Annotated in this window: 21 protein-coding genes; 20 read left to right on the top strand and 1 reads right to left on the bottom strand. The window is 71.6% G+C overall.

Annotation, left to right across the window (positions count from 1 at the left end):
- Positions 1 to 133: 133 nt before the first annotated feature.
- The 19 genes from MJ604_RS17715 (at position 134) to MJ604_RS17805 (ending at position 18,671) form a co-directional block, all read left to right on the top strand.
- Entirely contained in the window at positions 134 to 1,150 is a 1,017-nt protein-coding gene (locus tag MJ604_RS17715) for an ABC transporter permease (RefSeq protein WP_243059882.1), read from the top strand.
- A gap of 11 nt (positions 1,151 to 1,161) precedes the next feature.
- The gene (locus MJ604_RS17720) at positions 1,162 to 2,208 is read left to right on the top strand and encodes an ABC transporter ATP-binding protein (protein WP_243059884.1); all 1,047 of its coding nucleotides are present in this window, start codon (positions 1,162 to 1,164) and stop codon (positions 2,206 to 2,208) included.
- Positions 2,209 to 2,348: 140 nt separating this feature from the next.
- Entirely contained in the window at positions 2,349 to 3,503 is a 1,155-nt protein-coding gene (locus MJ604_RS17725) for an ABC transporter ATP-binding protein (protein ID WP_243059993.1), read from the top strand.
- Between the two features lie 16 nt (positions 3,504 to 3,519).
- Positions 3,520 to 4,878 (top strand): replication-associated recombination protein A, encoded by a 1,359-nt coding sequence (locus MJ604_RS17730; RefSeq protein WP_243059886.1) that lies wholly within the window; start codon positions 3,520 to 3,522, stop codon positions 4,876 to 4,878.
- A gap of 610 nt (positions 4,879 to 5,488) precedes the next feature.
- Entirely contained in the window at positions 5,489 to 5,986 is a 498-nt protein-coding gene (locus MJ604_RS17735) for a hypothetical protein (protein WP_243059888.1), read from the top strand.
- Positions 5,983 to 6,267 (top strand): DUF6167 family protein, encoded by a 285-nt coding sequence (locus tag MJ604_RS17740; RefSeq protein WP_243059889.1) that lies wholly within the window; start codon positions 5,983 to 5,985, stop codon positions 6,265 to 6,267. The genes MJ604_RS17735 and MJ604_RS17740 overlap by 4 nt, the downstream gene beginning before the upstream one ends.
- Positions 6,267 to 8,939 (top strand): alanine--tRNA ligase, encoded by a 2,673-nt coding sequence (alaS, locus tag MJ604_RS17745; RefSeq protein ID WP_243059890.1) that lies wholly within the window; start codon positions 6,267 to 6,269, stop codon positions 8,937 to 8,939. Before MJ604_RS17740 ends, alaS begins: the two co-directional genes overlap by 1 nt.
- Complete coding sequence (ruvX, locus tag MJ604_RS17750; RefSeq protein WP_243059891.1) at positions 8,939 to 9,394, top strand: Holliday junction resolvase RuvX; 456 nt, start codon at positions 8,939 to 8,941, stop codon at positions 9,392 to 9,394. The genes alaS and ruvX overlap by 1 nt, the downstream gene beginning before the upstream one ends.
- Positions 9,395 to 10,606, top strand: a complete 1,212-nt coding sequence (mltG, locus tag MJ604_RS17755) for an endolytic transglycosylase MltG (protein WP_243059893.1) — start codon at positions 9,395 to 9,397, stop codon at positions 10,604 to 10,606.
- A gap of 10 nt (positions 10,607 to 10,616) precedes the next feature.
- On the top strand, positions 10,617 to 11,432 hold the full coding sequence (locus tag MJ604_RS17760; protein WP_243059895.1) for a shikimate dehydrogenase: 816 nt from the start codon (positions 10,617 to 10,619) through the stop codon (positions 11,430 to 11,432).
- Entirely contained in the window at positions 11,429 to 12,085 is a 657-nt protein-coding gene (locus MJ604_RS17765) for an A24 family peptidase (protein WP_243059897.1), read from the top strand. The genes MJ604_RS17760 and MJ604_RS17765 overlap by 4 nt, the downstream gene beginning before the upstream one ends.
- 40 nt (positions 12,086 to 12,125) lie before the next feature.
- Positions 12,126 to 13,304 (top strand): chorismate synthase, encoded by a 1,179-nt coding sequence (aroC, locus tag MJ604_RS17770; RefSeq protein ID WP_243059899.1) that lies wholly within the window; start codon positions 12,126 to 12,128, stop codon positions 13,302 to 13,304.
- A gap of 32 nt (positions 13,305 to 13,336) precedes the next feature.
- Positions 13,337 to 13,837 carry a shikimate kinase gene (locus MJ604_RS17775; RefSeq protein WP_374458358.1) on the top strand — a complete coding sequence of 167 codons (501 nt, stop codon included), beginning with the start codon at positions 13,337 to 13,339 and terminating at the stop codon, positions 13,835 to 13,837.
- A gap of 8 nt (positions 13,838 to 13,845) precedes the next feature.
- Positions 13,846 to 14,952, top strand: a complete 1,107-nt coding sequence (gene aroB / locus MJ604_RS17780) for a 3-dehydroquinate synthase (protein WP_243059901.1) — start codon at positions 13,846 to 13,848, stop codon at positions 14,950 to 14,952.
- On the top strand, positions 14,949 to 15,380 hold the full coding sequence (locus MJ604_RS17785) for a type II 3-dehydroquinate dehydratase (protein ID WP_243059903.1): 432 nt from the start codon (positions 14,949 to 14,951) through the stop codon (positions 15,378 to 15,380). Before aroB ends, MJ604_RS17785 begins: the two co-directional genes overlap by 4 nt.
- Before the next feature lie 58 nt (positions 15,381 to 15,438).
- Entirely contained in the window at positions 15,439 to 16,215 is a 777-nt protein-coding gene (locus MJ604_RS17790) for an SIMPL domain-containing protein (RefSeq protein ID WP_243059904.1), read from the top strand.
- 102 nt (positions 16,216 to 16,317) lie between these two features.
- A complete protein-coding gene (efp, locus tag MJ604_RS17795) occupies positions 16,318 to 16,881 on the top strand; it encodes an elongation factor P (RefSeq protein ID WP_243059905.1) in 564 nt (187 codons plus the stop codon).
- Positions 16,881 to 17,288 carry a transcription antitermination factor NusB gene (gene nusB / locus MJ604_RS17800; RefSeq protein ID WP_243059906.1) on the top strand — a complete coding sequence of 136 codons (408 nt, stop codon included), beginning with the start codon at positions 16,881 to 16,883 and terminating at the stop codon, positions 17,286 to 17,288. Before efp ends, nusB begins: the two co-directional genes overlap by 1 nt.
- Before the next feature lie 18 nt (positions 17,289 to 17,306).
- On the top strand, positions 17,307 to 18,671 hold the full coding sequence (locus tag MJ604_RS17805) for an NAD(P)/FAD-dependent oxidoreductase (protein WP_243059908.1): 1,365 nt from the start codon (positions 17,307 to 17,309) through the stop codon (positions 18,669 to 18,671).
- Here the strand turns inward: MJ604_RS17805 and MJ604_RS17810 are convergent.
- Positions 18,654 to 19,922, bottom strand: a complete 1,269-nt coding sequence (locus MJ604_RS17810; protein WP_243059911.1) for an aminotransferase class V-fold PLP-dependent enzyme — start codon at positions 19,920 to 19,922, stop codon at positions 18,654 to 18,656. The two genes, MJ604_RS17805 and MJ604_RS17810, sit on opposite strands and share 18 nt — an antisense overlap.
- A gap of 94 nt (positions 19,923 to 20,016) precedes the next feature.
- On the opposite strand from MJ604_RS17810, the gene MJ604_RS17815 reads away from it, so the two are divergent.
- The gene (locus tag MJ604_RS17815) at positions 20,017 to 21,252 is read left to right on the top strand and encodes a hypothetical protein (RefSeq protein ID WP_243059912.1); all 1,236 of its coding nucleotides are present in this window, start codon (positions 20,017 to 20,019) and stop codon (positions 21,250 to 21,252) included.
- The last annotated feature ends 86 nt before the right edge of the window (positions 21,253 to 21,338 follow it).

Genomic DNA, 21,338 nt, shown 5'->3' on the forward strand with positions numbered 1-21,338 from the left:
GCGGCCGCCCGGCTCCGGGGGTGAGGGCCTCGTCGAGGGGCCCTCACCCTCACCGCCGTCCAGGGTGCATGCTGGACCCAGTGCCGGCTCACACCCCGAGCCGTCTCCGTCACTCCCAAGGTGGTTTCGACCCATGTTCGCGTACGTCATCCGCCGCGTCTTCATCGGCGTGATCCTGCTGATCGTGATGAGCCTGGTGACGTTCGTCCTCTTCTTCGCGTCCCCGGTCGACCCGGGCCGCTACGCCTGCGGCAAGAACTGCTCGCCGGCGCAGATCGAGCAGACGAACAAGGCCCTCGGCTACGACAAGCCGGTCATCGAGCAGTGGACGGACTTCCTCAAGGGAGTCGTCGTCGGTCGTGAGTACCCCGACGACCCCGCGCTGCGCGCAGCGGCACCCCAGCTGGTCGTGGAGTGCCCGGCCCCGTGCCTGGGCTACTCCGTCGTCAACAGCGTGACCGTCAACGAAGAGCTCAAGGAGCGCTTCCCGCTCTCGCTGTCGCTGGCCCTCGCCGCCCTCCTCATGTGGGTCACCGGCGGCGTCCTCTTCGGCGTGATAGCCGCGGTGCGCAAGGGGACGATCGTGGACCGCGGCATCGTCGCGCTCTCCCTGATCTTCTACGCGTTCCCCGCGTTCTTCATCGGCCTGTTCCTCCTGAAATTCGTGGCGATCAAGTGGGAGATCGTGCCGGTTCCCGTGTACACCCCGATCGCCGAGGGTGGACTGGGTCTGTGGCTGCAGGGGTTGTTCCTGCCCGGCCTGACCCTGGCGCTGCTCTACATGGCCGGCTACGTCCGCATGACCCGGGCCTTCGTGCTCGAGTCGATGTCGGAGGACTACGTCCGCACCGCCCGGGCCAAGGGCCTCAAGTCGCGCAAGGTGCTGACCAAGCACAGCATGCGCGCCGCGCTCACCCCGTTGGTCACGATGATCGGTCTCGACTTCGCCGGCCTCATGGGTGGCGCGATCATCACCGAGACGGTCTTCAACTACAACGGCCTCGGCAAGCTCGCGGTCGACGCGACAGTCACGTACGACCTGCCGACGATCATCGGTCTCGTGCTCCTGCTGGGTACGTTCGTGATCGTGGCCAACATCATCGTCGACGTGCTGTACGCCGTCATTGACCCGCGCGTCCGCGTCGGCTGAGGGGGAGACCTGTGTCCAGCTTTCTTTCGGTCCGTGACCTGAAGGTCCACTTCCCGACCGTCGACGGCATCGTCAAGGCGACCGACGGGCTCTCGTTCGACCTGGAGCGCGGCAAGACCCTCGGCATCGTGGGCGAGTCCGGCTCCGGCAAGTCCGTCTCGAGCTCGGCGATCCTCGGCCTGCACCGGCGCACCAGCGCCCAGGTCAGCGGCGAGATCATGCTCGACGGCGTCGACCTGCTGAAGCTCAGCGACGAGGACATGCGTCGCCGCCGCGGCAAGGACGTCGCGATGATCTTCCAGGACCCGCTGTCCGCGATGCACCCGTACTACACGGTCGGCAACCAGATCGGCGAGGCCTACCGGGTCCACCACGACGTGAGCAAGAAGGTCGCCCGCGCCCGGGCGATCGAGATGCTCGACCGGGTCGGCATCCCGCAGCCCGACCGGCGCGTCGACGACTACCCGCACCAGTTCTCGGGCGGCATGCGCCAGCGCGCGATGATCGCGATGGGGCTGATCAACAACCCCAGCCTGCTCATCGCCGACGAGCCGACGACCGCCCTCGACGTGACCGTCCAGGCGCAGATCCTCGACCTGCTCCAGGACCTGCAGCGCGACTTCGACGCCGCGGTCATCATCATCACCCACGACCTGGGAGTCGTGGCCGAGATGACCGACGACGTGCTGGTGATGTACGCCGGCCGCGCGGTGGAGTACGGCTCCTGCAAGGAGATCCTCACCCACCCGGAGATGCCGTACACCTGGGGCCTGATCTCCAGCATCCCGGACGTCAGCGGTGACACCTCCGCCCAGCTGATCCCGATCCCGGGCAACCCGCCCAGCCTGCTCAACCCGCCGTCGGGTTGTGCGTTCCACCCCCGGTGCACGCACCGGGACAAGGTCCCCGGGGACCTGTGCACGACGGTGCTTCCGGAGCTGCTGCCGGGGACGCGCACCGAGGGCCACCTCAAGCGCTGCCACCTGACGAACCCCGACGTTGTGTACGAACGAGAGATCCTGCCGGAGATCGCGCCGGATCTGGTGGAGGAACGATGAGCAGCCACGACCCGAAGACCAGCCACGAGCAGGTTCCCGCGGGCATGGCCATGCCCAACGAGGACGTGCTGAGCGGCGCGGAGAACGCGCCGGACGACGCTGCGTCGTACATCGCCCCGGTCAGCCGGCACGCGGCGACGATGGGCGACCCCAACGCGAAGGCGATCCTCGAGGTCAAGGACCTCAAGATGTACTTCCCGGTGAAGTCCTCGGGCATCATCCGGCGCACCATCGGCCACGTGCAGGCCGTCGACGGCGTGTCGTTCCAGGTCCCGGCCGGCGGCTCGCTCGGTCTCGTGGGTGAGTCCGGCTGCGGCAAGTCGACGACCGGGCGCCTGATCACCCGGCTCTACGAGCCCACCGCCGGCACGATCAACTTCGACGGCCAGGACATCTCGAAGACCTCGGCGCGCGGGCTCAAGCCGCTGCGCCGCGAGATCCAGATGATCTTCCAGGACCCGTACACCTCGCTGAACCCGCGACACAGCGTCGGCTCGATCATCGGAGCGCCGCTGGAGATCCACAACATCCTGCCGAAGAAGCAGATCCTCCCGCGGGTCCAGGAGCTGCTCGAGATCGTGGGACTCAACCCCGAGCACTACAACCGGTACCCGCACGAGTTCTCCGGCGGTCAGCGCCAGCGCATCGGCATCGCCCGGGCGCTCACGCTGCAGCCGAAGCTGCTGGTGGCCGACGAGCCGGTCTCGGCGCTCGACGTGTCGATCCAGGCGCAGGTCATCAACCTGCTCCAGGACCTCCAGGACGAGTTCGGGATCGCGTTCCTCTTCGTGGCGCACGACCTCGCCGTCGTCCGGCACTTCTGCCCGGAGGTCGCGGTCATGTACCTCGGCAAGATCGTCGAGATCGCCGACCGCGAGACGCTCTACAACCGGCCGAACCACCCCTACACGCAGGCGCTGCTCTCCGCGGTCCCGGACGTGAAGCAGGCCGCCATCGGCGGCCGCCGGGAGCGGATCCGCCTCGAGGGCGACGTGCCGAGCCCGATCAACCCGCCGTCGGGCTGCCGGTTCCGCACCCGCTGCCCGCTGGCGCAGGAGATCTGCGCTCGCGTGGAGCCGCCGCTGCTGCAGATCGGCAAGCGGCACAAGGTCGCCTGCCACTTCGCGGGCGAGCTCGGCAAGCACCCGGACAAGCCGGTGACCGCGGGTCTGCTCGGCGTCGACGACTCCGGTACGCCGGACCCGGGCGCCAGCCCGAGCGTGGACGTCGGCAACGAGCCCGGCTTCGCCGACACCTGGTTCGACCTCGAGCGCAGGACGATGGCTTCGGCGTGAGGCCTAGTCTCTGAGCGTGGACGAAGAAGGACTCTTCGACGCCCCCGGTTCCGCCTCGCGGACCGGGGGCGGCTCGTTGAACGCCAACACGCACGCGTCGGCGCCGCTCGCCGTACGCATGCGGCCGCGCACCCTGGAGGAGCTGGTCGGCCAGGAGCAGCTGCGCGCTCCCGGGTCGCCGCTGCGCCGCCTGGTCGAGGGTGACCAGTCGATGTCGCTGCTGCTGTGGGGTCCTCCGGGCACCGGCAAGACCACGATCGCCGCGATCGTGAGCCAGCAGACCGACCGGCGCTTCGTCGAGGTCTCCGCGGTGTCGGCGGGCGTGAAGGAGGTGCGCGCGGCGATCGACGCGGCGCGCTCCGAGCTGGTCGCCGGGGGCCGGGAGACCGTGCTGTTCGTCGACGAGGTGCACCGGTTCAGCAAGGCGCAGCAGGACGCGCTGCTGCCCGGGGTGGAGAACCGCTGGGTGACGCTGATCGCGGCGACCACCGAGAACCCGTTCTTCAGCGTGATCTCGCCGCTGCTCTCGCGCAGCCTGCTGCTGCGCCTGGAGTCGCTGACCGACGACGACGTGCGGGCGGTGCTCGACCAGGCGATCGTCGACGAGCGGGGCCTGGGCGGTCAGGTGGAGGTCGACGAGGACGCGCTCGAGCACCTGGTCCGGCTCGCCGGCGGCGACGCCCGCCGGTCGCTGACCTACCTCGAGGCGGCCGCCGGAGCCGCCACCGCCCAGGGGCTCGGCACGGTGGACCTTGCGACCGCCGAGACGGCGGTCGACCGGGCGGCGGTGCGCTACGACCGCCAGGGCGACCAGCACTACGACGTGGTGAGCGCGTTCATCAAGTCCATCCGCGGCTCCGACGCCGACGCCGCCCTGCACTACCTGGCCCGGATGATCGAGGCGGGGGAGGACCCGCGCTTCATCACCCGGCGGCTGATGATCCTGGCCTCGGAGGACATCGGCCTCGCCGACCCCACGGCCATCCAGACCGCGGTCGCCGCCGCCCAGGTGGTCCAGCTGATCGGGATGCCCGAGGCCCAGCTGACCCTCGCGCACGCCACGATCGCCCTCGCGGTCGCCCCGAAGTCGAACGCCGTCACCACCGCGATCGGCGCCGCGCTCGCCGACGTACGCGCCGGCAAGATCGGCCAGGTGCCCTCGCACCTGCGCGACGCGCACTACGCCGGCGCGAAGAAGATCGGCCACGGCTCGACGTACAAGTACAGCCACGACGAACCCTTCGGCATCGCGGAGCAGCAGTACGCCCCCGACGCCATCGGCGACGCGGCGTACTACCAGCCGACCACCCTCGGCGCCGAGGCCGCGATCAAGGAGCGCTGGGAGCGGGTACGCCGCATCATCCACGGCGAGTAGGCGTCCTTCCGGCGCCGCCATCGTTCGTCCTCCGCCGACAGTCCCAAGGGCTCCCTTCGGCGGCTTCGCCGCCCTTGACCGTGCCGGCTCCGGACGATCTGGTGCCGGAAGATCGCCGACCTGCGGTCGGAGCCAGCTGGGTCGGGCCACAGTGAGGCTTCTCCGGCGTCCGATGCCGGAAGACCTCCACTGCCGCCCAGGTCCCGCTGCCGCCAGACCTCGGCGGCGCGCTTTTCCTGTCCCGGGTGGTGGCGGCTGGCGCGACCAGCTCGGATGACGCCCGCGGGGTCCGCGCGCGGAATGGTCACATTCCGCGCGTGGGAGCGCTCTGAATCTGCGGTTGGTGACCATTCCGCGCGCCGGGTCGCGCCGCTGGACCTCGGGGGTGCCGATGTCGTGACCGCTCGCCGCGAGTTCGTACAACGTGGCGGCCGGCGCGCGCAGCTCGCATGATGTCGGGGGGCCTGCGCACGGAATGGTCACATTCCGCGCGTGGGAGCGCTCTGGATCTGCGGTTGGTGACCATTCCGCGCGCCGGGTCGCGCCGCTGGGCCGCGCCGGGAGGCCGCCAGGCGTCGGCTCGGAAGGTCCCGCGATAGGGTCGGTCACCATGCAGGACTGGATCGGAGCCGCGGTCGCGGGGGTGCTGGCGCTGGTCGCGCTCGCGCTCGGTGTCGCGCTGCTGCGCGCCCGGTCCCGCACCGACCGCGAGCTGGGCGCGGCGCGGGCCGAGACCGCCGAGATCAAGGCGCAGCTGGAGGCGCTCGAGGCCCGGCTCAGCCGCCCCGAGCCGCGTACCACGCCCGAGGCGGAGTTCGTGATCACGAACCTCGGCGAGCCCGCGGCGGACCCGGAGCCGGTACCCAAGATCGACAACACGCTGTTCGCCGACATCGTGCTCCGGGAGACGGTCGTGAAGGCGGCGTCGCTCGCCCACGGGCTGCGTCGGGCGCTCGATCCGGAGACCCGCCACCGGATCCGCTACGAGATGGGCCGCGAGGTGAAGCGGGCCCGCAAGCAGCGCCGGGTGGACACCCGGCAGGCGCGCCGCGAGTGGCAGGCCCGGCAGCGCGCCGATGAGGGCCCCGTCGGGCGCGGAGCAGCATGAGGCGCGGGCTCTGGTTCGCCGCCGGAGCCGGCACCGCCGTCTATGCGATGGTGCGGGGCCGGCGTGCCGCCGAGGTGCTGACGATCGACGGTCTCAAGGACCGGCTCGGCGCCCTGGAGGTCGGCGCGCGGATGTTCCGCGACGAGGTCGCCCAGGGGCAGGCCACCAAGGAATCGGAGTTGCGAGAGAAGCTCGGTCTCGTGCCTCATGGAACTCCCGAGCTCACCGGGGGCCGCCACAAGGCGATCCCCACCACCGAGAAGCAGGAAGGCAGCAACTGATGGACACCGCGGAGATTCGACGGAGGTTCGTCGCTCACTTCGAGCGCGACGGTCACACCCCCGTGCCGTCCGCATCACTGCTGCTCGACGACCCGAACCTGCTGTTCGTCAACGCCGGCATGGTGCCGTTCAAGCCGTACTTCCTCGGCCAGGAGACCCCGCCGTACACCCGCGCGGCCAGCGTCCAGAAGTGCGTGCGCACGCCCGACATCGAGGACGTCGGCAAGACCAGCCGGCACGGCACGTTCTTCGAGATGTGCGGCAACTTCTCCTTCGGTGACTACTTCAAGGAGCACGCGATCGAGCTCGCGTGGGACCTGGTCACCAAGTCGCAGGCCGACGGTGGCTGGGGCTTCGACGAGGCCAAGCTCTACCCGAGCGTGTACGTCGACGACCACGAGGCCGTCGAGCTCTGGAAGCGGATCACCGGCCTGCCGGACGACCGGATCGCGCGGCTGGGCAAGAAGGAGAACTACTGGTCGATGGGCGTGCCCGGCCCGGGCGGCCCGTGCTCCGAGATCCTGATCGACCGAGGCCCGGCGTACGGCGCCGACGGCGACTTCTCCGCCGAGGACCGCTACCTCGAGTTCTGGAACCTCGTCTTCATGCAGGACGAGCTCAGCGCGGTTCGGTCCAAGGAGGACTTCGACATCGCGGGCTCGCTGCCCAAGAAGAACATCGACACCGGCATGGGCCTGGAGCGGGTCGCGTTCCTGACCCAGGGCGTCGAGAACATGTACGAGATCGACGTGATGTTCCCGGTCATCCAGATGGCCGAGCAGCTCTCCGGCAAGCGGTACGGCGCGAACCACGACGACGACGTGCGCTTCCGCGTGGTCGCCGACCACGTCCGCAGCTCGATGATGCTGATCTCCGACGGCGTCACGCCCGGCAACGAGGCGCGCGGCTACGTGCTGCGCCGGCTGCTGCGCCGCGCGGTGCGCTCGATGCGCCTGCTCGGCTACGAGGACCCGGCGCTGCCGGAGTTGATGCCGATCAGCCGCGACAAGATGGGCGAGACCTACACCGCGCTGCACCAGGACTGGGAGCGCATCTCCACGGTCGCCTACGCCGAGGAGCAGGCGTTCCGCCAGACGCTCCGCGCGGGCACGTCGATCTTCGACCTGGCGACCACCGAGCTCAAGGAGTCCGGCGGCACGCAGCTGCCGGGCGACAAGGCGTTCGCCCTGCACGACACCTACGGCTTCCCGATCGACATCACCCTCGAGATGGCCGCCGAGCAGGGGCTCTCGGTCGACGAGGACGGCTTCCGCCGGCTCATGAACGAGCAGCGCCAGCGCGCCAAGGACGACGCCCGCTCCAAGAAGGGCCAGCACCGCGACGCGTCGGCGTACCGCGAGGTCGCCGACTCGATGGGTCGCGCGGTCGAGTTCACCGGCTACGACGTGACTACCGACGAGGGCACGGTGCGCGGCATCGTCGCCGCGGGCGGCGTCGTCCAGTCCGCCGGGCCGGGCGACGAGGTCGAGCTGGTCCTCGACCGCACCCCGTTCTACGCCGAGGGCGGCGGTCAGCTCGCCGACCAGGGCGTGATCGAGCTCGCGAACGGCGCCCGCGTCGAGGTGTACGACGTGCAGTCGCCCGTCACCGGCCTTGTCGTGCACAAGGTCAAGGTCCTCGACGGCGAGGTCACCACCGGCCTCGGCGCGCACGCTGCGGTCGACCTGGAGCGCCGCCGGTCGATCTCGCGCGCCCACACCGCGACGCACATGGTGCACAAGGCGTTCCGCGAGGCGCTGGGGGAGACCGCGACCCAGGCGGGCTCCGAGAACGCGCCGGGCCGCTTCCGCTTCGACTTCTCCGCGACCGGCGCCGTCCCCGCGTCGGTGATGGACGACGTCGAGGCGCGCGTCAACGCGATCGTGCTCGACGACCTCGCCGTCGAGGCCGAGATCATGAGCCAGGCGGAGGCCGTGAAGTCGGGCGCGATGGCGCTGTTCGGCGAGAAGTACGGCGACCGCGTGCGCGTCGTGTCCGTCGGCGACTGGGCCCGCGAGCTCTGCGGCGGCACCCACGCCGGCAGCTCCGGCAAGCTGGGCGTGATCAAGCTGCTCCACGAGTCGTCGATCGGCTCCGGCGTACGACGCGTCGAGGCGCTGGTCGGCAGCGACGCCTACCGCTTCCTCGCCCGCGAGCACGTGCTGGTCAACCAGCTGTCCGAGGCGCTCAAGGTGCGCCCCGAGCAGCTGCCCGAGCGCGTCAACGACATCGTCGAGAAGCTGCGTGCCGCCGAGAAGGAGATCGAGAAGGTCCGCGTCGGCCAGCTGCTCGCCGCCGGCGGCGAGCTCGCCGCCGGTGCGGCCAAGGTCGGTCCGGTCAACGTCGTGGCGCACCGCGCCGACGGCGCGTCCGGTGGCGACGTGCGCACGCTCGCGCTCGACGTCCGCGGCCGGCTGCCCCAGGGCGAGCCCGGTGTCGTCGTGGTGATCGGTGCGGCGGACGGCAAGGTCTCGGTCGTGGCGGCGCTGAACGACGAGGCGCAGGCCCGCGGCCTGAGCGCCAACGACCTGGTCCGCGTGGTCGGCCCGCTGGTCGGCGGCAAGGGCGGCGGCAAGGCCGACGTCGCCCAGGGCGGCGGCACCGACTCCTCGCGCATCGACGAGGCCGTGGCGTTGGTCTCGGCCGAGGTCGGGCGGGTGGCCTCCGCCTGATGCGCCACGGCGTACGCCTCGGCATCGACCCCGGGGACGCCCGGATCGGGGTCGCGCGCAGCGACCCGACCGGGTTCCTCGCGACGCCGGTCGAGACCGTACGCCGCGGCAAGGGCGACCTGGCCCGGATCGCGAAGATCCTCGCCGAGGAGGAGGCCGTCGAGGTCGTGATGGGCCTGCCGCGGTCGCTCTCCGGTGGTGAGGGACCGGCAGCCGCGAAGGTGCGCGAGTTCGCCGCCGCGCTGGCGAGACGGGTGTCACCCGTCCCGGTGCGGCTCGTTGACGAGCGCATGACCACGGTTTCCGCGGAGGCTATGCTGCGCGACCAGGGCCGCAAGGGGGGCAAGCGGCGCGCCGTGGTGGATCAAGCGGCTGCCGTCCTCATCCTGCAGCAAGCACTGGACACGGAACGCGCGACGGGTGCCGCGCCTGGCGAGATCGTCGAGGAGACGTAGATGACCGACGAGCAGCACCAGCACGACGTCACCCAGGAGGACGACGGCCTGCTCGGCGCCGAGGTCGATGACGCGGACGACGAGACCTACGACCCGGGCGGTCGCCGCCGCGGTCGCAAGCGCCGCAGCGTGCCGGGATGCATCGCCGTGCTGGTCGCGCTGGCCGTCATCGTCGGCGGCTTCTACTTCGTCGTGTCGTGGGGCATCGACACCGTGCGCGACCAGTTCGAGTCGGCCCCCGACTACTCGGGCGCGGATGCCCACGGCAAGGTGATGTTCGAGGTCGAGCAGGGCGACACCGTCGCCGAGATGGGCCGCAACCTCAAGGCCGCGGGCGTCGTGGAGTCGGTGGACGCGTTCACCAACGCCGCGATCGCCAACCCGGACTCCAACCAGATCCAGTTCGGCTTCTACCAGCTCCAGAAGGAGATGGCCGCCGACGACGTCGTCGCGATCCTCGTCGACCCCGCGAACCAGGTGAAGAACACCGTCGCGATCCCGGAGGGCCTCTCGGTCGACCAGATCGTCCAGGCGCTCGACAAGGGCACCGAGTACAAGGCCAAGGACTTCGAGAAGGTCCTGGCGAACCCGGGCCAGCTCGGGCTGCCGGACTACGCCGAGGGCAACCCGGAGGGGTACCTGTTCCCGGCGACGTACGACTTCGGCCCGAACGACGACCCGAAGCAGATGCTCACCGCGATGGTCGACCGCTGGAAGCAGGCGGCCGAGGACGCCGACCTCGAGGCGCGCGCCGCCGAGCTGGGCTACACCCCGCACGAGCTGATGACGATCGCCAGCCTCGTCGAGGCCGAGGGGCGCGGCGACGACATGCCGAACATCGCCCGGGTGATCTACAACCGGATCGAGAACCCGGACAACGGCGTCACCAACGGCAAGCTCCAGATCGACGCCGCCGTGAACTACGCGCTCGGACGGTCGGGGATCACCCGCCTGACGCAGGAGGAGATCGACTCGGTCGCCGACTCGCCGTACAACACCTACACCCAGGTGGGTCTCCCGCCGGGCCCGATCGAGGCACCCGGCGACGCCGCCATCCAGGCGGCGGCGAACCCGGCGGACGGCGACTGGCTGTTCTACGTCACGGTCAACCTCAAGACCGGCGAGACGAAGTTCACCGAGTCCTACGACGAGTTCCTCCAGTTCAAGGCCGAGCTGGACGAGTACTGCGCGACCGAGTCCGACCGGTGCTGATCGCCGCGCGATGAGGTGTGCCGTCCTGGGCGACCCGATCGCCCACTCGCTGTCGCCGACGCTGCACCGGGCGGGGTACGCCGCGGCCGGTCTGGACTGGCAGTACGACGCCATCCGGGTGACGACCGAGGAGCTCCCCGGCTTCGTGCTCGGCTGCGGGCCCGAGTGGCGCGGGCTGTCGCTGACGATGCCCCACAAGCGGAACGCGATGTCGTTCACGCACGGCACCGTCACCGACCGCGCGCGGTTGGCCGGCGGGGTCAACACGCTGGTCTTCACCGACGCCGGGTTGCTCGCCGACAACACGGACCTGCCCGGTGCCGTCGCCGCAATCCGTGAGCGGTACGACGGACAGGTGACCGCCGGCACGGTGCTGGGCGGCGGCGCGACCGCGGCCTCGACCGGGCTGGCGCTGTGCGAGCTCGGTGCGGGGACGGTCCGCGTGCTGGCCCGGACGCCGGAGCGCGCGGAGGCGACCGCGCACGCGATCGCCCAGCACCCCAGCCAGCCGCGTGTCGAGGTGCTGTCACTCGCCGACGCCGACGTGGTCGGCGAGGTCGTGGTCTCGACGATCCCGGCCGAGGCCCAGGACGACGACCTGGTCGCGCGCTGTGCCGACGTACCCGTGGTGTTCGAGGTGGTCTACGACCCGTGGCCGACGCCGCTCGCGGCCGCCGCCGCGGGCCGGGTCCTGGTCGGCGGGCTCGACCTGCTCGTGCACCAGGCGGTCCTGCAGTTCGAGCTGTTCACCGGAGTCCCCGGTCCGCTGGACGCCATGCGCGCGGCCGGCGAGGAGGTCCTGGCGGCGCGCCGGGCCACTGCGTGACGCTGGCGGCGGTCCTGCTCAGCGGGACCGCCTGCGCGGCGGGCGGCCTGGCCGTGCCGCTCCTGGTCGCCCGTGTCCCAGCCGCCGTCCGCCCGCACGAGCCCTACGCCGTCCCGCTCGCCGCGGCCGCCGGCGCGGTCATCGGCGCCTCGGTGGGAGCCGCCTGGCCGTTGCTGTACCTGCTGCCGCTGGTGCCCGTCGGGGTCGCGCTCGGGCTGATCGACGCGCGCACCCACCTGCTCCCGACCGCGATCATCTGGCCGACGTTCGGGGGAGTGCTCGCCCTGGCGACCGTGAGCGCGCTGCTCGACGACGACCCGGATGCGCTCGTGCGCGCCGGGATCGGCTCGGCCGCCGTGTTCCTGGTGTTCCACGCGCTCTGGTGGATCCAGCCCGCCGGCATGGGGTACGGCGACGTCCGGCTGTCGGCCGTCCTGGGCTTCGCGCTCGGCTACCTGGGCTGGGGCGAGCTGATGATCGGGATCTACGGAGCGTTCCTGGTGTTCGCGGTGTCCGGCTTCCTGCTCGCGCTGGTGCGCCGGGACCGCCAGGCGCTCAAGGCGTCGTACCCGTTCGGGCCGTTCCTGCTGGTCGGCGCGCTCGCGGGGATCGCCGTCGGCGCCGAGACCTGGTCCTATCTCGTCTCCGGGTGACCGTCGGCGGACGGGCGAACGGCCGTGAAACACTTGGGCCATGCTGCGTTGGCTCACCGCGGGCGAGTCCCACGGCCCCTCCCTGGTCGCGATCCTCGAGGGGCTGCCGGCCCACGTCCAGGTGACGTCGGACGACATCGCCGACTCACTCGCCCGGCGCCGCCTCGGCTACGGCCGCGGCGCGCGGATGAAGTTCGAGCAGGACGAGGTGACCCTCGTCGGCGGCGTCCGCCACGGCGAGACCCAGGGTGGCCCGGTCGCCATCCAGGTCGGCAACACCGAGTGGCCGAAGTGGGAGCGGGTGATGTCCGCGGACCCGGTTCCCCAGGAGGAGCTGGACGCGCTGGCACGCAACGCGCCGCTGACCCGGCCCCGGCCCGGCCACGCCGACCTCGCCGGCATGCAGAAGTACGACTTCGAGGAGGCCCGCCCGATCCTCGAGCGCGCCTCCGCGCGTGAGACCGCGGCGCGGGTCGCGCTCGGCCGCGTGGCCTCGAACTTCCTGGAGCAGTCCGTCGGTGCCCGGATCGTGTCGCACGTGATCGAGCTCGGCGGCGTCCGTGCCCCGGCCGGCCTGTGGCCCGAGCCCGGCGACGTCGGCCGCCTCGACGCCGACGAGGTCCGTTGCCTCGACGGCGACGCGTCGAAGCAGATGGTCGCCGCGATCGACCAGGCCCACAAGGACGGCGACACGCTCGGCGGCGTCGTCGAGGTCGTCGTGCACGGTCTCCCGCCGGGCCTCGGCTCCCACGTGCACTGGGACCGCCGCCTCGACTCGCGGCTGGCCGGCGCCCTGATGGGCATCCAGGCGATCAAGGGCGTCGAGGTCGGCGACGGCTTCGAGCTCGCCGCGACCCCCGGCTCCCTGGCGCACGACGAGATCGTCCCCACCGCCGACGGCATCCGGCGCGTCAGCGGCCGCTCCGGCGGCACCGAGGGCGGCATGACCACCGGCGAGATCCTGCGGGTCCGCGCCGCGATGAAGCCGATCGCGACCGTCCCGCGCGCGCTGCGCACCGTCGACGTCGCCACCGGCGAGGAGGCGGTCGCGCACCACCAGCGCTCCGACGTGTGCGCCGTACCCGCCGCCGGTATCGTCGCCGAGGCGATGGTGGCGCTCGTGCTCGCCGACGCCGTCCTCGAGAAGTTCGGCGGCGACTCCGTGGCCGAGACGCGCCGCAACGCCGAGACCTACCTGGACACCCTGAGGTTCAAGTGAGCCTCGACGGCCTCGATCACCGTGGACCAAGAGTGGTGCTCGTCGGCCCGATGGGAGCCGGCAAGACCACGGTCGCGGGCATCCTGGCCGAGACCTGGGGCGTCGAGGTCCGTGACACCGACCAGGACGTCGAGGCGTCCGAGGGCCGCACGATCTCCGACATCTTCGTCGACTCCGGCGAGTCCGAGTTCCGGCGCCTCGAGCGCGCGGCGGTCGCCACGGCGCTCGCCGGCCACGACGGCGTGCTGGCGCTGGGCGGGGGAGCGGTGCTCGCCCCCGAGACCCGCGAGCTGCTGGCCGGTCACGAGGTCGTGTTCCTGCGCGTCGGGCTCTCCGACGCCGTGAAGCGGGTCGGCCTCGGCACCGCGCGCCCGCTGCTGCTCGGCAACGTGCGCGGCCAGATCAAGACGCTGCTCGACGAGCGCACCCCGATCTACGAGGCCGTCGCGACGCTGGTCGTGGACACCGACGGCCGCACCCCGGAGGATGTCGCCCGCGAGATCGACGCGACGTTGACTCGGAATCGGTCGTGAGGGGCGGGATGAAGAAGAAGAAGGACACCGTGCTGCGCGTCGGCGGGCAGTCGCCGTACGACGTGGTGATCGGGCACGACCTGGCCGAGCGGCTCCCGCAGATGCTGGGAGTCGGCGTGCAGCGGGTCGCCGTGGTGTTCTCCGACGCCCTCTCCGAGCTCGTCCGGCCGGTGCTCGACTCCCTCGCGGCGGCGTACGACGTCATGGTCCTGCCGATCCCCGACGGCGAGCGCGCCAAGAAGGCCGCGGTCGCCGTGTCGTGCTGGGAGGCGCTCGGCGAGGCCGGGTTCACCCGCTCCGACGCGCTGGTGACCTTCGGCGGCGGCGCGACCACCGACCTGGGCGGCTTCGTGGCCGCGACCTGGCTGCGCGGCGTCAAGGTCGTGCACGTCCCGACCACGCTGCTCGGCATGGTCGACGCGGCGGTCGGCGGCAAGACCGGCATCAACACGCGCAGCGGCAAGAACCTCGTCGGCTCGTTCCACGAGCCGGCCGGCGTGCTGTGCGACCTGTCCACGCTGCGCGGGCTGCCGCGCGCCGAGCTGGTCGCCGGCCTCGGCGAGGTCATCAAGTGCGGCTTCATCGCCGACCCCGTGATCCTGGACCTGGTCGAGAGCAACGACCCCGGTGCGATCACCCCCGACTCCGCGGTCCTCCGCGAGCTGGTCGAGCGGGCCGTCGCGGTCAAGGCCGAGGTCGTCGCCGCCGACCTCAAGGAGACCGGGGGCGCCAAGGGCCACCCCGGCCGCGAGGTCCTCAACTACGGCCACACCATGGCCCACGCCATCGAGCGCACCGAGAACTACCGGATCCGCCACGGCGAGGCCGTCTCGATCGGCTGCGTCTACGTCGCCGAGCTGGCCGCGCGGGCCGGCACCCTCGACAGCGACGTCGTCGACCGGCACCACGAGGTGTTCTCCCGCGTCGGGCTGCCGACGACGTACTCGAAGGCGTCCTTCGACGACCTCCACGCCGCGATGAAGGTCGACAAGAAGTCCCGGGGCTCGCAGCTGCGGTTCGTCGTGCTGTCCGACATCGCGACCCCGACCGTGCTGGCCGGGCCGTCACTCGCCGACCTGCGTGACGCCTACGCCGCGATCGGCGGCCGCGCATGAGCACGGTGCTGGTGCTCAACGGCCCGAACCTCGGCCGGCTGGGCCGGCGCCAGCCCGAGATCTACGGCTCCACGACGCACGACCAGCTCGCGCAGCTCTGTGTCGACTGGGGCCGGGCACTCGGCCTCGACGTCGAGGTGCGGCAGACCAACCACGAGGGCGAGATGCTCGACTGGCTGAACGCCGCCGCCGACGACGCGAACCCGGTCGTCCTCAACGCCGCCGCGTGGACGCACTACTCGTACGCGATCTTCGACGCCTGCGCGCAGCTGACCGCCCCGCTGGTGGAGGTCCACATCTCCGACCCCCACCAGCGCCCCGAGGAGTTCCGCCACACGTCCGTGGTGACGCCGTACGCCGTCGAGGTGATCGCCGGGCACGGCATCGACGGCTACCGGATGGCCCTCGAGGTCGTCGCGCGCGGCTGATCCGGCACCTGGGAACCGCCTGGGCCGTGCCCGCGTCGTAGCACCTATGGACGCGAAGATGACGGTGAGTGTGCGCAGCATCCTGGTGACGGTCGTGGTGGTCCTGGCGCTGCTGGTCGCCTTCCTCCTCGGCGGCGCGGGCGGTGGTGGCACTCCGGCGCAGGCCGACGACGGCGACCAGCCGGACGCCGAGCAGCCGCGGATCCTGACGATGACGGGCAGCGGGGACGCGAGCGCCGTACCTGACCAGCTGTCGTTCGACCTCGGCGTGACCGTGGTCCGGGACGATCTCGAGGCCGCGCTGGCTGCCGCCAGCACCACCATGGACCGGGTCCTCGCGACCCTGGCCGACCAGGAGGTCGCGAAGGGCGACGTCCAGACGACCGGGCTGTCGATGAGCCCGGTGTACCAGTACCACCAGTACGACCCGCCCACGATCACCGGCTACCGCGTCGCTCAGCACGCGACCGTGATCGTCCGCGACCTGAAGCGAGGTGGCGCCGCTGTGACCGCCGCGGTCGGCGCCGGTGGCAACGACGTGCGGGTCGGCGACATCAAGCTCCTCGTGGGTGACACCGACGCGGTCATGAAGCGGGCCCGGGAGGCAGCGGTGGCCGAGGCGACCGCGAAGGCCGAGGAGTACGCCGCCGCCTCCGGCCAGGCCCTCGGCGACGTCCTCACCCTGCGCGAGGTGCGGGTGAAGCCCGTGCCGACCGCGACGTACGCCCGTGCCGGGTACCTCGCGCGCGACGAGGCGGTGGCGACCGTGCCGATCCGGGCGGGCAAGGAGACCGGGACCGTGACGGTGCAGGTGGTCTGGGCGCTGGCCGGCTAGCGTTTTCAGGTCGGCGCGTCCCAGCCGATAGACTCGTGCGCTGGCGCCCGGCCCGTCCGAGGAGCCACTCCGATCCCGACGTACGAAGGCTGACACGCGCGCATGGCAACCACGAACGACCTCAAGAACGGCATGGTTCTCAACATCGACGGTCAGCTCTGGGCCGTCGTGGAGTTCCAGCACGTCAAGCCCGGCAAGGGCCCGGCCTTCGTGCGCACCAAGCTGAAGAACGTCGAGTCCAACAAGACCGTCGACAAGACCTTCAACGCCGGCACCAAGGTCGAGACCGCCACGGTCGACCGTCGCTCGATGCAGTACCTCTACAACGACGGCGCGTCGTACGTCTTCATGGACGTCACCGACTACGAGCAGATCGAGATCTCCCCGGAGATCGTCGGCAACGCCGCCAACTTCCTCCTGGAGAACCAGGAGGCCGTCGTGGCCACCAACGAGGGCCGCGTCCTGTTCATCGAGCTCCCGGCCTCGGTCGAGCTCGAGATCACCTTCACCGAGCCCGGCCTGGCCGGCGACTCCGCCACCGGCCGCACCAAGCCGGCGACCCTCGAGACCGGTCACGAGATCCAGGTCCCGCTGTTCATCAACCAGGGCGAGAAGGTCAAGGTCGACACCCGCGACTCCTCCTACATGGGCCGCGTCAAGTCCTGATGTCGGCTCGCACCAAGGCGCGCAAGCGCGCGCTGGACGTCCTCTTCGCCGCGGAGCTCCGCGGCGAGTCGGCGACCGAGGCGCTGGACCGTGCCATCGCCGAGGGCGAGGCTCCGACCAACGACTACACGGTCGTGCTCGTGCGCGGCGTGGAGGAGCACCGGACCCGCATCGACGAGGTGCTGACCGAGTTCGCCGAGGGCTGGACCCTGCAGCGGATGCCCGCCGTCGACCGCAACGTGCTGCGGCTCGGGGTGTGGGAGCTGCTGTGGACCGAGGACGTCCCCGACGCCGTCGCGATCAGCGAGGCGATGGCGCTGGTGACCGAGCTGTCGACCGACGAGTCGCCGCAGTTCGTCAACGGCGTGCTCGGCGCGGTGGAACGCAACAAGGCGACGCTGGTCTGAGTCCCTAGGCTGGGTCCCATGACTCAGCGTGAGGTGGACCTGGTCGTCATCGGCGCGGGGCCCGGAGGCGAGGCGCTCGCCAGCGGGGCCGCGAAGGCCGGCCTCGAGGTGGTGGTCGTCGACCGGCACCTCGTGGGCGGCGAGTGCCCGTACTACGGGTGCATCCCGACCAAGATGATGGTCCGCGCCAGTGACGCCGTCGCGGAGGTACGCCGCGCGTCCGGCCTCGCGGGCGACGCGTCGATCGTGCCGTCGTGGGCGCCGGTCGCCCGGCGCATCGACGAGGACGCCACCACCCACTGGGACGACACCATCGCGGTCGACCGCCTGAAGGACGCCGGCGCCACCGTGCACCACGGCGTCGCCCGGCTGACCGGCGTCGGACAGGTGGAGGTCGACGAGCACCGCTACACCGCCCGCCGCGGCGTGGTGCTCAACACCGGCACCAGGCCGGCCGTCCCGCCGGTCGAGGGTCTCGCGGACACGCCGTACTGGACGAACCGCGACGCCGTCCAGGTCACTGAGCTGCCCGGCTCCCTGGTCGTGGTCGGCGGCGGCCCGATCGGGTGCGAGCTCGCCCAGGTGTTCGCGCGCTTCGGCGTGCGCGTCACGGTGGTCCAGCACGGCGACCGGCTCCTTCCCGCCAACGAGCCGGAGGCCGCGGAGCTCCTCGCGCAGGTGTTCACCGAGGAGGGCATCCGGGTGCTCACCGGCGTCGAGCTCACGCGGGTGTCGTACGCCGACGGCGGCTTCACCCTTGCGCTCGACTCCGGCGAGGAGCTGACCGCCGACAAGCTGCTGGTCGCCGCCGGGCGCACGCCCAACCTCGACGACCTCGGACTGGAGACGGTCGGGCTCGACCCGGCCGCGCGGACCGTCGAGGTCGACGAGTGGCTGCGGGCGGGGGAGAAGCTCTGGGCGATCGGCGACATCACCGGTCACGGCGCCTTCACCCACGTCTCGATGTACCAGAACGCCGTCGCGCTCCGCGACATCCTCGAGCAGGGCGGCGAGCCGGCGCGCTACCACGCCGTACCGCACGCGACGTTCACGGATCCGGAGGTGGCGGGGGTCGGGATGAGCGAGCAGCAGGCACGCGATGCCGGGCTGAAGGTCCGCACCGGCTCCGCGAACCTCGCCGAGTCCTCGCGCGGCTTCACGCACGGGCCCGGTGCGCAGGGGCTGATCAAGGTCGTCGAGGACGCCGACCGCGGGGTGCTCGTCGGCGCGACCGCCGTGGGACCCGCTGGCGGGGAGATCCTCGGCTTCCTCGCGGTCGCCGTGCACGCGGAGGTCCCGGTCGCGACCCTGCGGTCGATGATCTTCGCCTACCCGACCTTCCACCGCGCGATCGAGACCGCCCTGTCAGACCTGGACCAGTGATCTGACCGCCTCGACGGCGGCGTCGACCTCGTCGGGGTTCGTGACGATGCTCGGCCCGAGCCGCAGGTAGGACGTCGCGTACGGCGTCGCGCTGGTCACGATGCCCTGCTCGCGCAGGGTGAGCACGGCGTTCGCCGGCGGCATCCCCGGTACGTCGACGCACACGATGCCGGCCGAGACCGCGGGGTCGGCCGGGGTGATCACCGTGACCGCGGTGCCCGCGAGGCCCTCCTTGAGCCGCGACGCCTGCTCGACGGTGCGCCCGACGACGGCGGAGCGGCCGATGCTCTGCTGGAAGGCGAAGCCGTCGGCGAGCGCCCAGCGGTGCTCGAAGGAGTGGTAGCCGCCCGGCGTCATCCGGCCGGCCGGGCTCTGGGGCGAGAACGAGGGGATGATCTCGGTCAGCGGACCCCAGTTCGCTCCCCACACGATGCCGGTCCCGCGCGGACCGAACAGCCACTTGTGGGTGCCGGTGGACAGGAAGTCGCAGCCGAGATCGGGCAGGTCGACGTCGACGGCCGCGAACCCGTGGACCCCGTCGACGCACAGCAGCACACCGTCGGGGAGCGCGTCGGCGATCTCGCGCACCGGCGTGCGGACGCCGGTGCTGGAGTGCACCCATGTGATCGCCACGACCCGGGTCCGCGGCGTGACGCCCGCGACCAGCCGGTCGACCATCTCGTCGACGGTCGCCGACGCGGGGTCGTCGTACAGCGTCACCCGGCGTACCTTCGCGCCGGTGCGCAGCGTGAGCAGCCGCAGCGAGTCCTCGGTCGACACGAAGTCGTGGGTCGTGGACAGCACCTCGTCGCGTGGCGTCAGCGCGAGCCCGCCGTAGATGATCCCGAGTCCCATCGTGGTGCTGTCGGTGAGCGCGTACTGCCCGGCCGCGCCGCCCGCGAACTGCGCAGCCGCCGCGCGCACCTTGTCCTCGAGGTCGTACCCGTCGAGGAGCGCCTGCTCGGTGTCCGCGCCGAGCAGCGACCGGTAGCGGTCGATCGCCGCGTCGACCGGGACGGTGTGCGGCGAGAGCACGAACGCCGCGAACTGCGCCATCGAGGTGTCCAGCGGGAACTGCGCGCGCACCGAGGCCCAGTCGGCGGGATCGAGCTCGGGAGGGGCGCTCGAGGTCGGCGTCGGCGTCGGAGTCGGTGCGGCCTCCGGCTCCGTGGCGTCGTCGCAGCCGACGACGAGTGCGGCGCCTCCTGCGAGGCCGGCTCCGATCAGGGCACGTCGTGTCGACTGCGGCATCTGCCCATGTTGGCAGGACTCGCGTGTGTGGTCCCCGCACTTTCGGGGAAGGACCCCAGCCAGCAGCAGCACCGGCACCCGAGGGAGGACATCGATGTCGCAGGAAGCATGGAGCTCGGCCGGCTCGCGACACGACCACGACGACACGAGCGACCGGCTGTACTCGACCGATGAGCTGGCGGTGTACGCCGCGTCCCACCGCGACTCCAGCGCACCGGCCGAGGCGGACGCGCCGTACCGCCCGAGCGCGGCGCCGCTCGGCCCACCGCCGTCGTACACCCCGACTACCCCGCCGCCCGCCGGACCGCCACCCACGCTCGCGCCCGAGGCGTCGGCGCCGGCCGCACCCCCTGCCTCTCCCGCGCCCGCCACCGAGGAGGGGGAGGTCCGGCGGTTCATGACCGCGACCGACTTCCTCGACCGCCGCGACGCCTCGCAGGAGCACGGCCCCGCCACGTGGGGCTGGCGCGGGTCGGTACGCCGCTGGAGCGGTGGCCTGATCTCGCCGAAGATGGGTCCTGCTGAGCGCAGCTACGAGGAGGACCGCCGCACCATCCAGCGCGACTTCGACGGGCCGCGGACGATCGCGTTCATCAACCCCAAGGGCGGGGCGGCCAAGACCACCGGCGTGCTCGCGGCCGGGTACACCTTCGGCACCGTCCGTGGTGGCGGCGTGGTCGCGTGGGACAACAACGAGACCCGCGGCACCCTCGGGATCCGCGGCACCCGGAGCACCCACCGCAACACCACCCGCGAGCTGCTGGAGGACCTCGAGCGCTTCACCGACGTCTACCAGTCGCGGATCGGCGACCTCGGTGCGTTCGTGCGCTCCCAGGGCGACGCCCACTTCGACGTGCTCGCCTCCGACGAGCGGCCCGACGTCACCGGGACGATCCGGGCGCAGGACTTCGACGCCGTGCACAAGCTGCTCGAGCGGTTCTACCGGGTGATCCTGATCGACACCGGCAACAACATGCGTGCTGAGAACTGGCTGGCCGCCGCCGGCGCCGCCGACCTGCTGGTGGTGACCAGCACGGTCCGCGAGGACACCGGCTACAGCGGGCTGTGGATGCTCGACGCGCTGCAGGACGCCGGCTACCAGAACCTCAAGCACAAGGCGGTCACGGTGCTGTCCGACCCGTCGGCCAACGTCGACACCAAGCTCGCCAACGACCTGGTCGACGTCTACCAGCAGCGGACCCGCGACGTGTTCCGGGTGCCCTACGACCCGGCCCTCGTGGCGGGCTCGGTGGTGCCGTACGCCCAGCTCTCCGCCAACACCCGGCGGCAGTGGCTCCAGGCGTGCGCGGGGATGGCCGCGGCCCTCTGAGCGGTCCGCCCTGACCGGTCAGCGTCGGGCGAACCTTCCTGCAGCGGTCGATCGCTGCAGGAACCTGTGAGCTGCGTATCCCGGCT

The sequence above is a fragment of the Nocardioides sp. SR21 genome (assembly GCF_022761125.1).
In the GTDB taxonomy this organism is placed as follows: Bacteria; Actinomycetota; Actinomycetes; order Propionibacteriales; family Nocardioidaceae; genus Nocardioides.

Coding starts and splice junctions, on each gene's coding strand:
- MJ604_RS17805 (WP_243059908.1), top strand. CDS start 17,307: ATGACTCAGCGTGAGGTGGACCTGGTCGTCATCGGCGCGGGGCCCGGA.
- ruvX (WP_243059891.1), top strand. CDS start 8,939: ATGCGCCACGGCGTACGCCTCGGCATCGACCCCGGGGACGCCCGGATC.
- mltG (WP_243059893.1), top strand. CDS start 9,395: ATGACCGACGAGCAGCACCAGCACGACGTCACCCAGGAGGACGACGGC.
- MJ604_RS17815 (WP_243059912.1), top strand. CDS start 20,017: ATGTCGCAGGAAGCATGGAGCTCGGCCGGCTCGCGACACGACCACGAC.
- aroB (WP_243059901.1), top strand. CDS start 13,846: ATGAAGAAGAAGAAGGACACCGTGCTGCGCGTCGGCGGGCAGTCGCCG.
- nusB (WP_243059906.1), top strand. CDS start 16,881: ATGTCGGCTCGCACCAAGGCGCGCAAGCGCGCGCTGGACGTCCTCTTC.
- MJ604_RS17725 (WP_243059993.1), top strand. CDS start 2,349: ATGGGCGACCCCAACGCGAAGGCGATCCTCGAGGTCAAGGACCTCAAG.
- aroC (WP_243059899.1), top strand. CDS start 12,126: ATGCTGCGTTGGCTCACCGCGGGCGAGTCCCACGGCCCCTCCCTGGTC.
- MJ604_RS17810 (WP_243059911.1), bottom strand. CDS start 19,922: ATGCCGCAGTCGACACGACGTGCCCTGATCGGAGCCGGCCTCGCAGGA.
- MJ604_RS17740 (WP_243059889.1), top strand. CDS start 5,983: ATGAGGCGCGGGCTCTGGTTCGCCGCCGGAGCCGGCACCGCCGTCTAT.
- MJ604_RS17715 (WP_243059882.1), top strand. CDS start 134: ATGTTCGCGTACGTCATCCGCCGCGTCTTCATCGGCGTGATCCTGCTG.
- efp (WP_243059905.1), top strand. CDS start 16,318: ATGGCAACCACGAACGACCTCAAGAACGGCATGGTTCTCAACATCGAC.
- alaS (WP_243059890.1), top strand. CDS start 6,267: ATGGACACCGCGGAGATTCGACGGAGGTTCGTCGCTCACTTCGAGCGC.
- MJ604_RS17735 (WP_243059888.1), top strand. CDS start 5,489: ATGCAGGACTGGATCGGAGCCGCGGTCGCGGGGGTGCTGGCGCTGGTC.
- MJ604_RS17790 (WP_243059904.1), top strand. CDS start 15,439: ATGACGGTGAGTGTGCGCAGCATCCTGGTGACGGTCGTGGTGGTCCTG.
- MJ604_RS17760 (WP_243059895.1), top strand. CDS start 10,617: ATGAGGTGTGCCGTCCTGGGCGACCCGATCGCCCACTCGCTGTCGCCG.
- MJ604_RS17785 (WP_243059903.1), top strand. CDS start 14,949: ATGAGCACGGTGCTGGTGCTCAACGGCCCGAACCTCGGCCGGCTGGGC.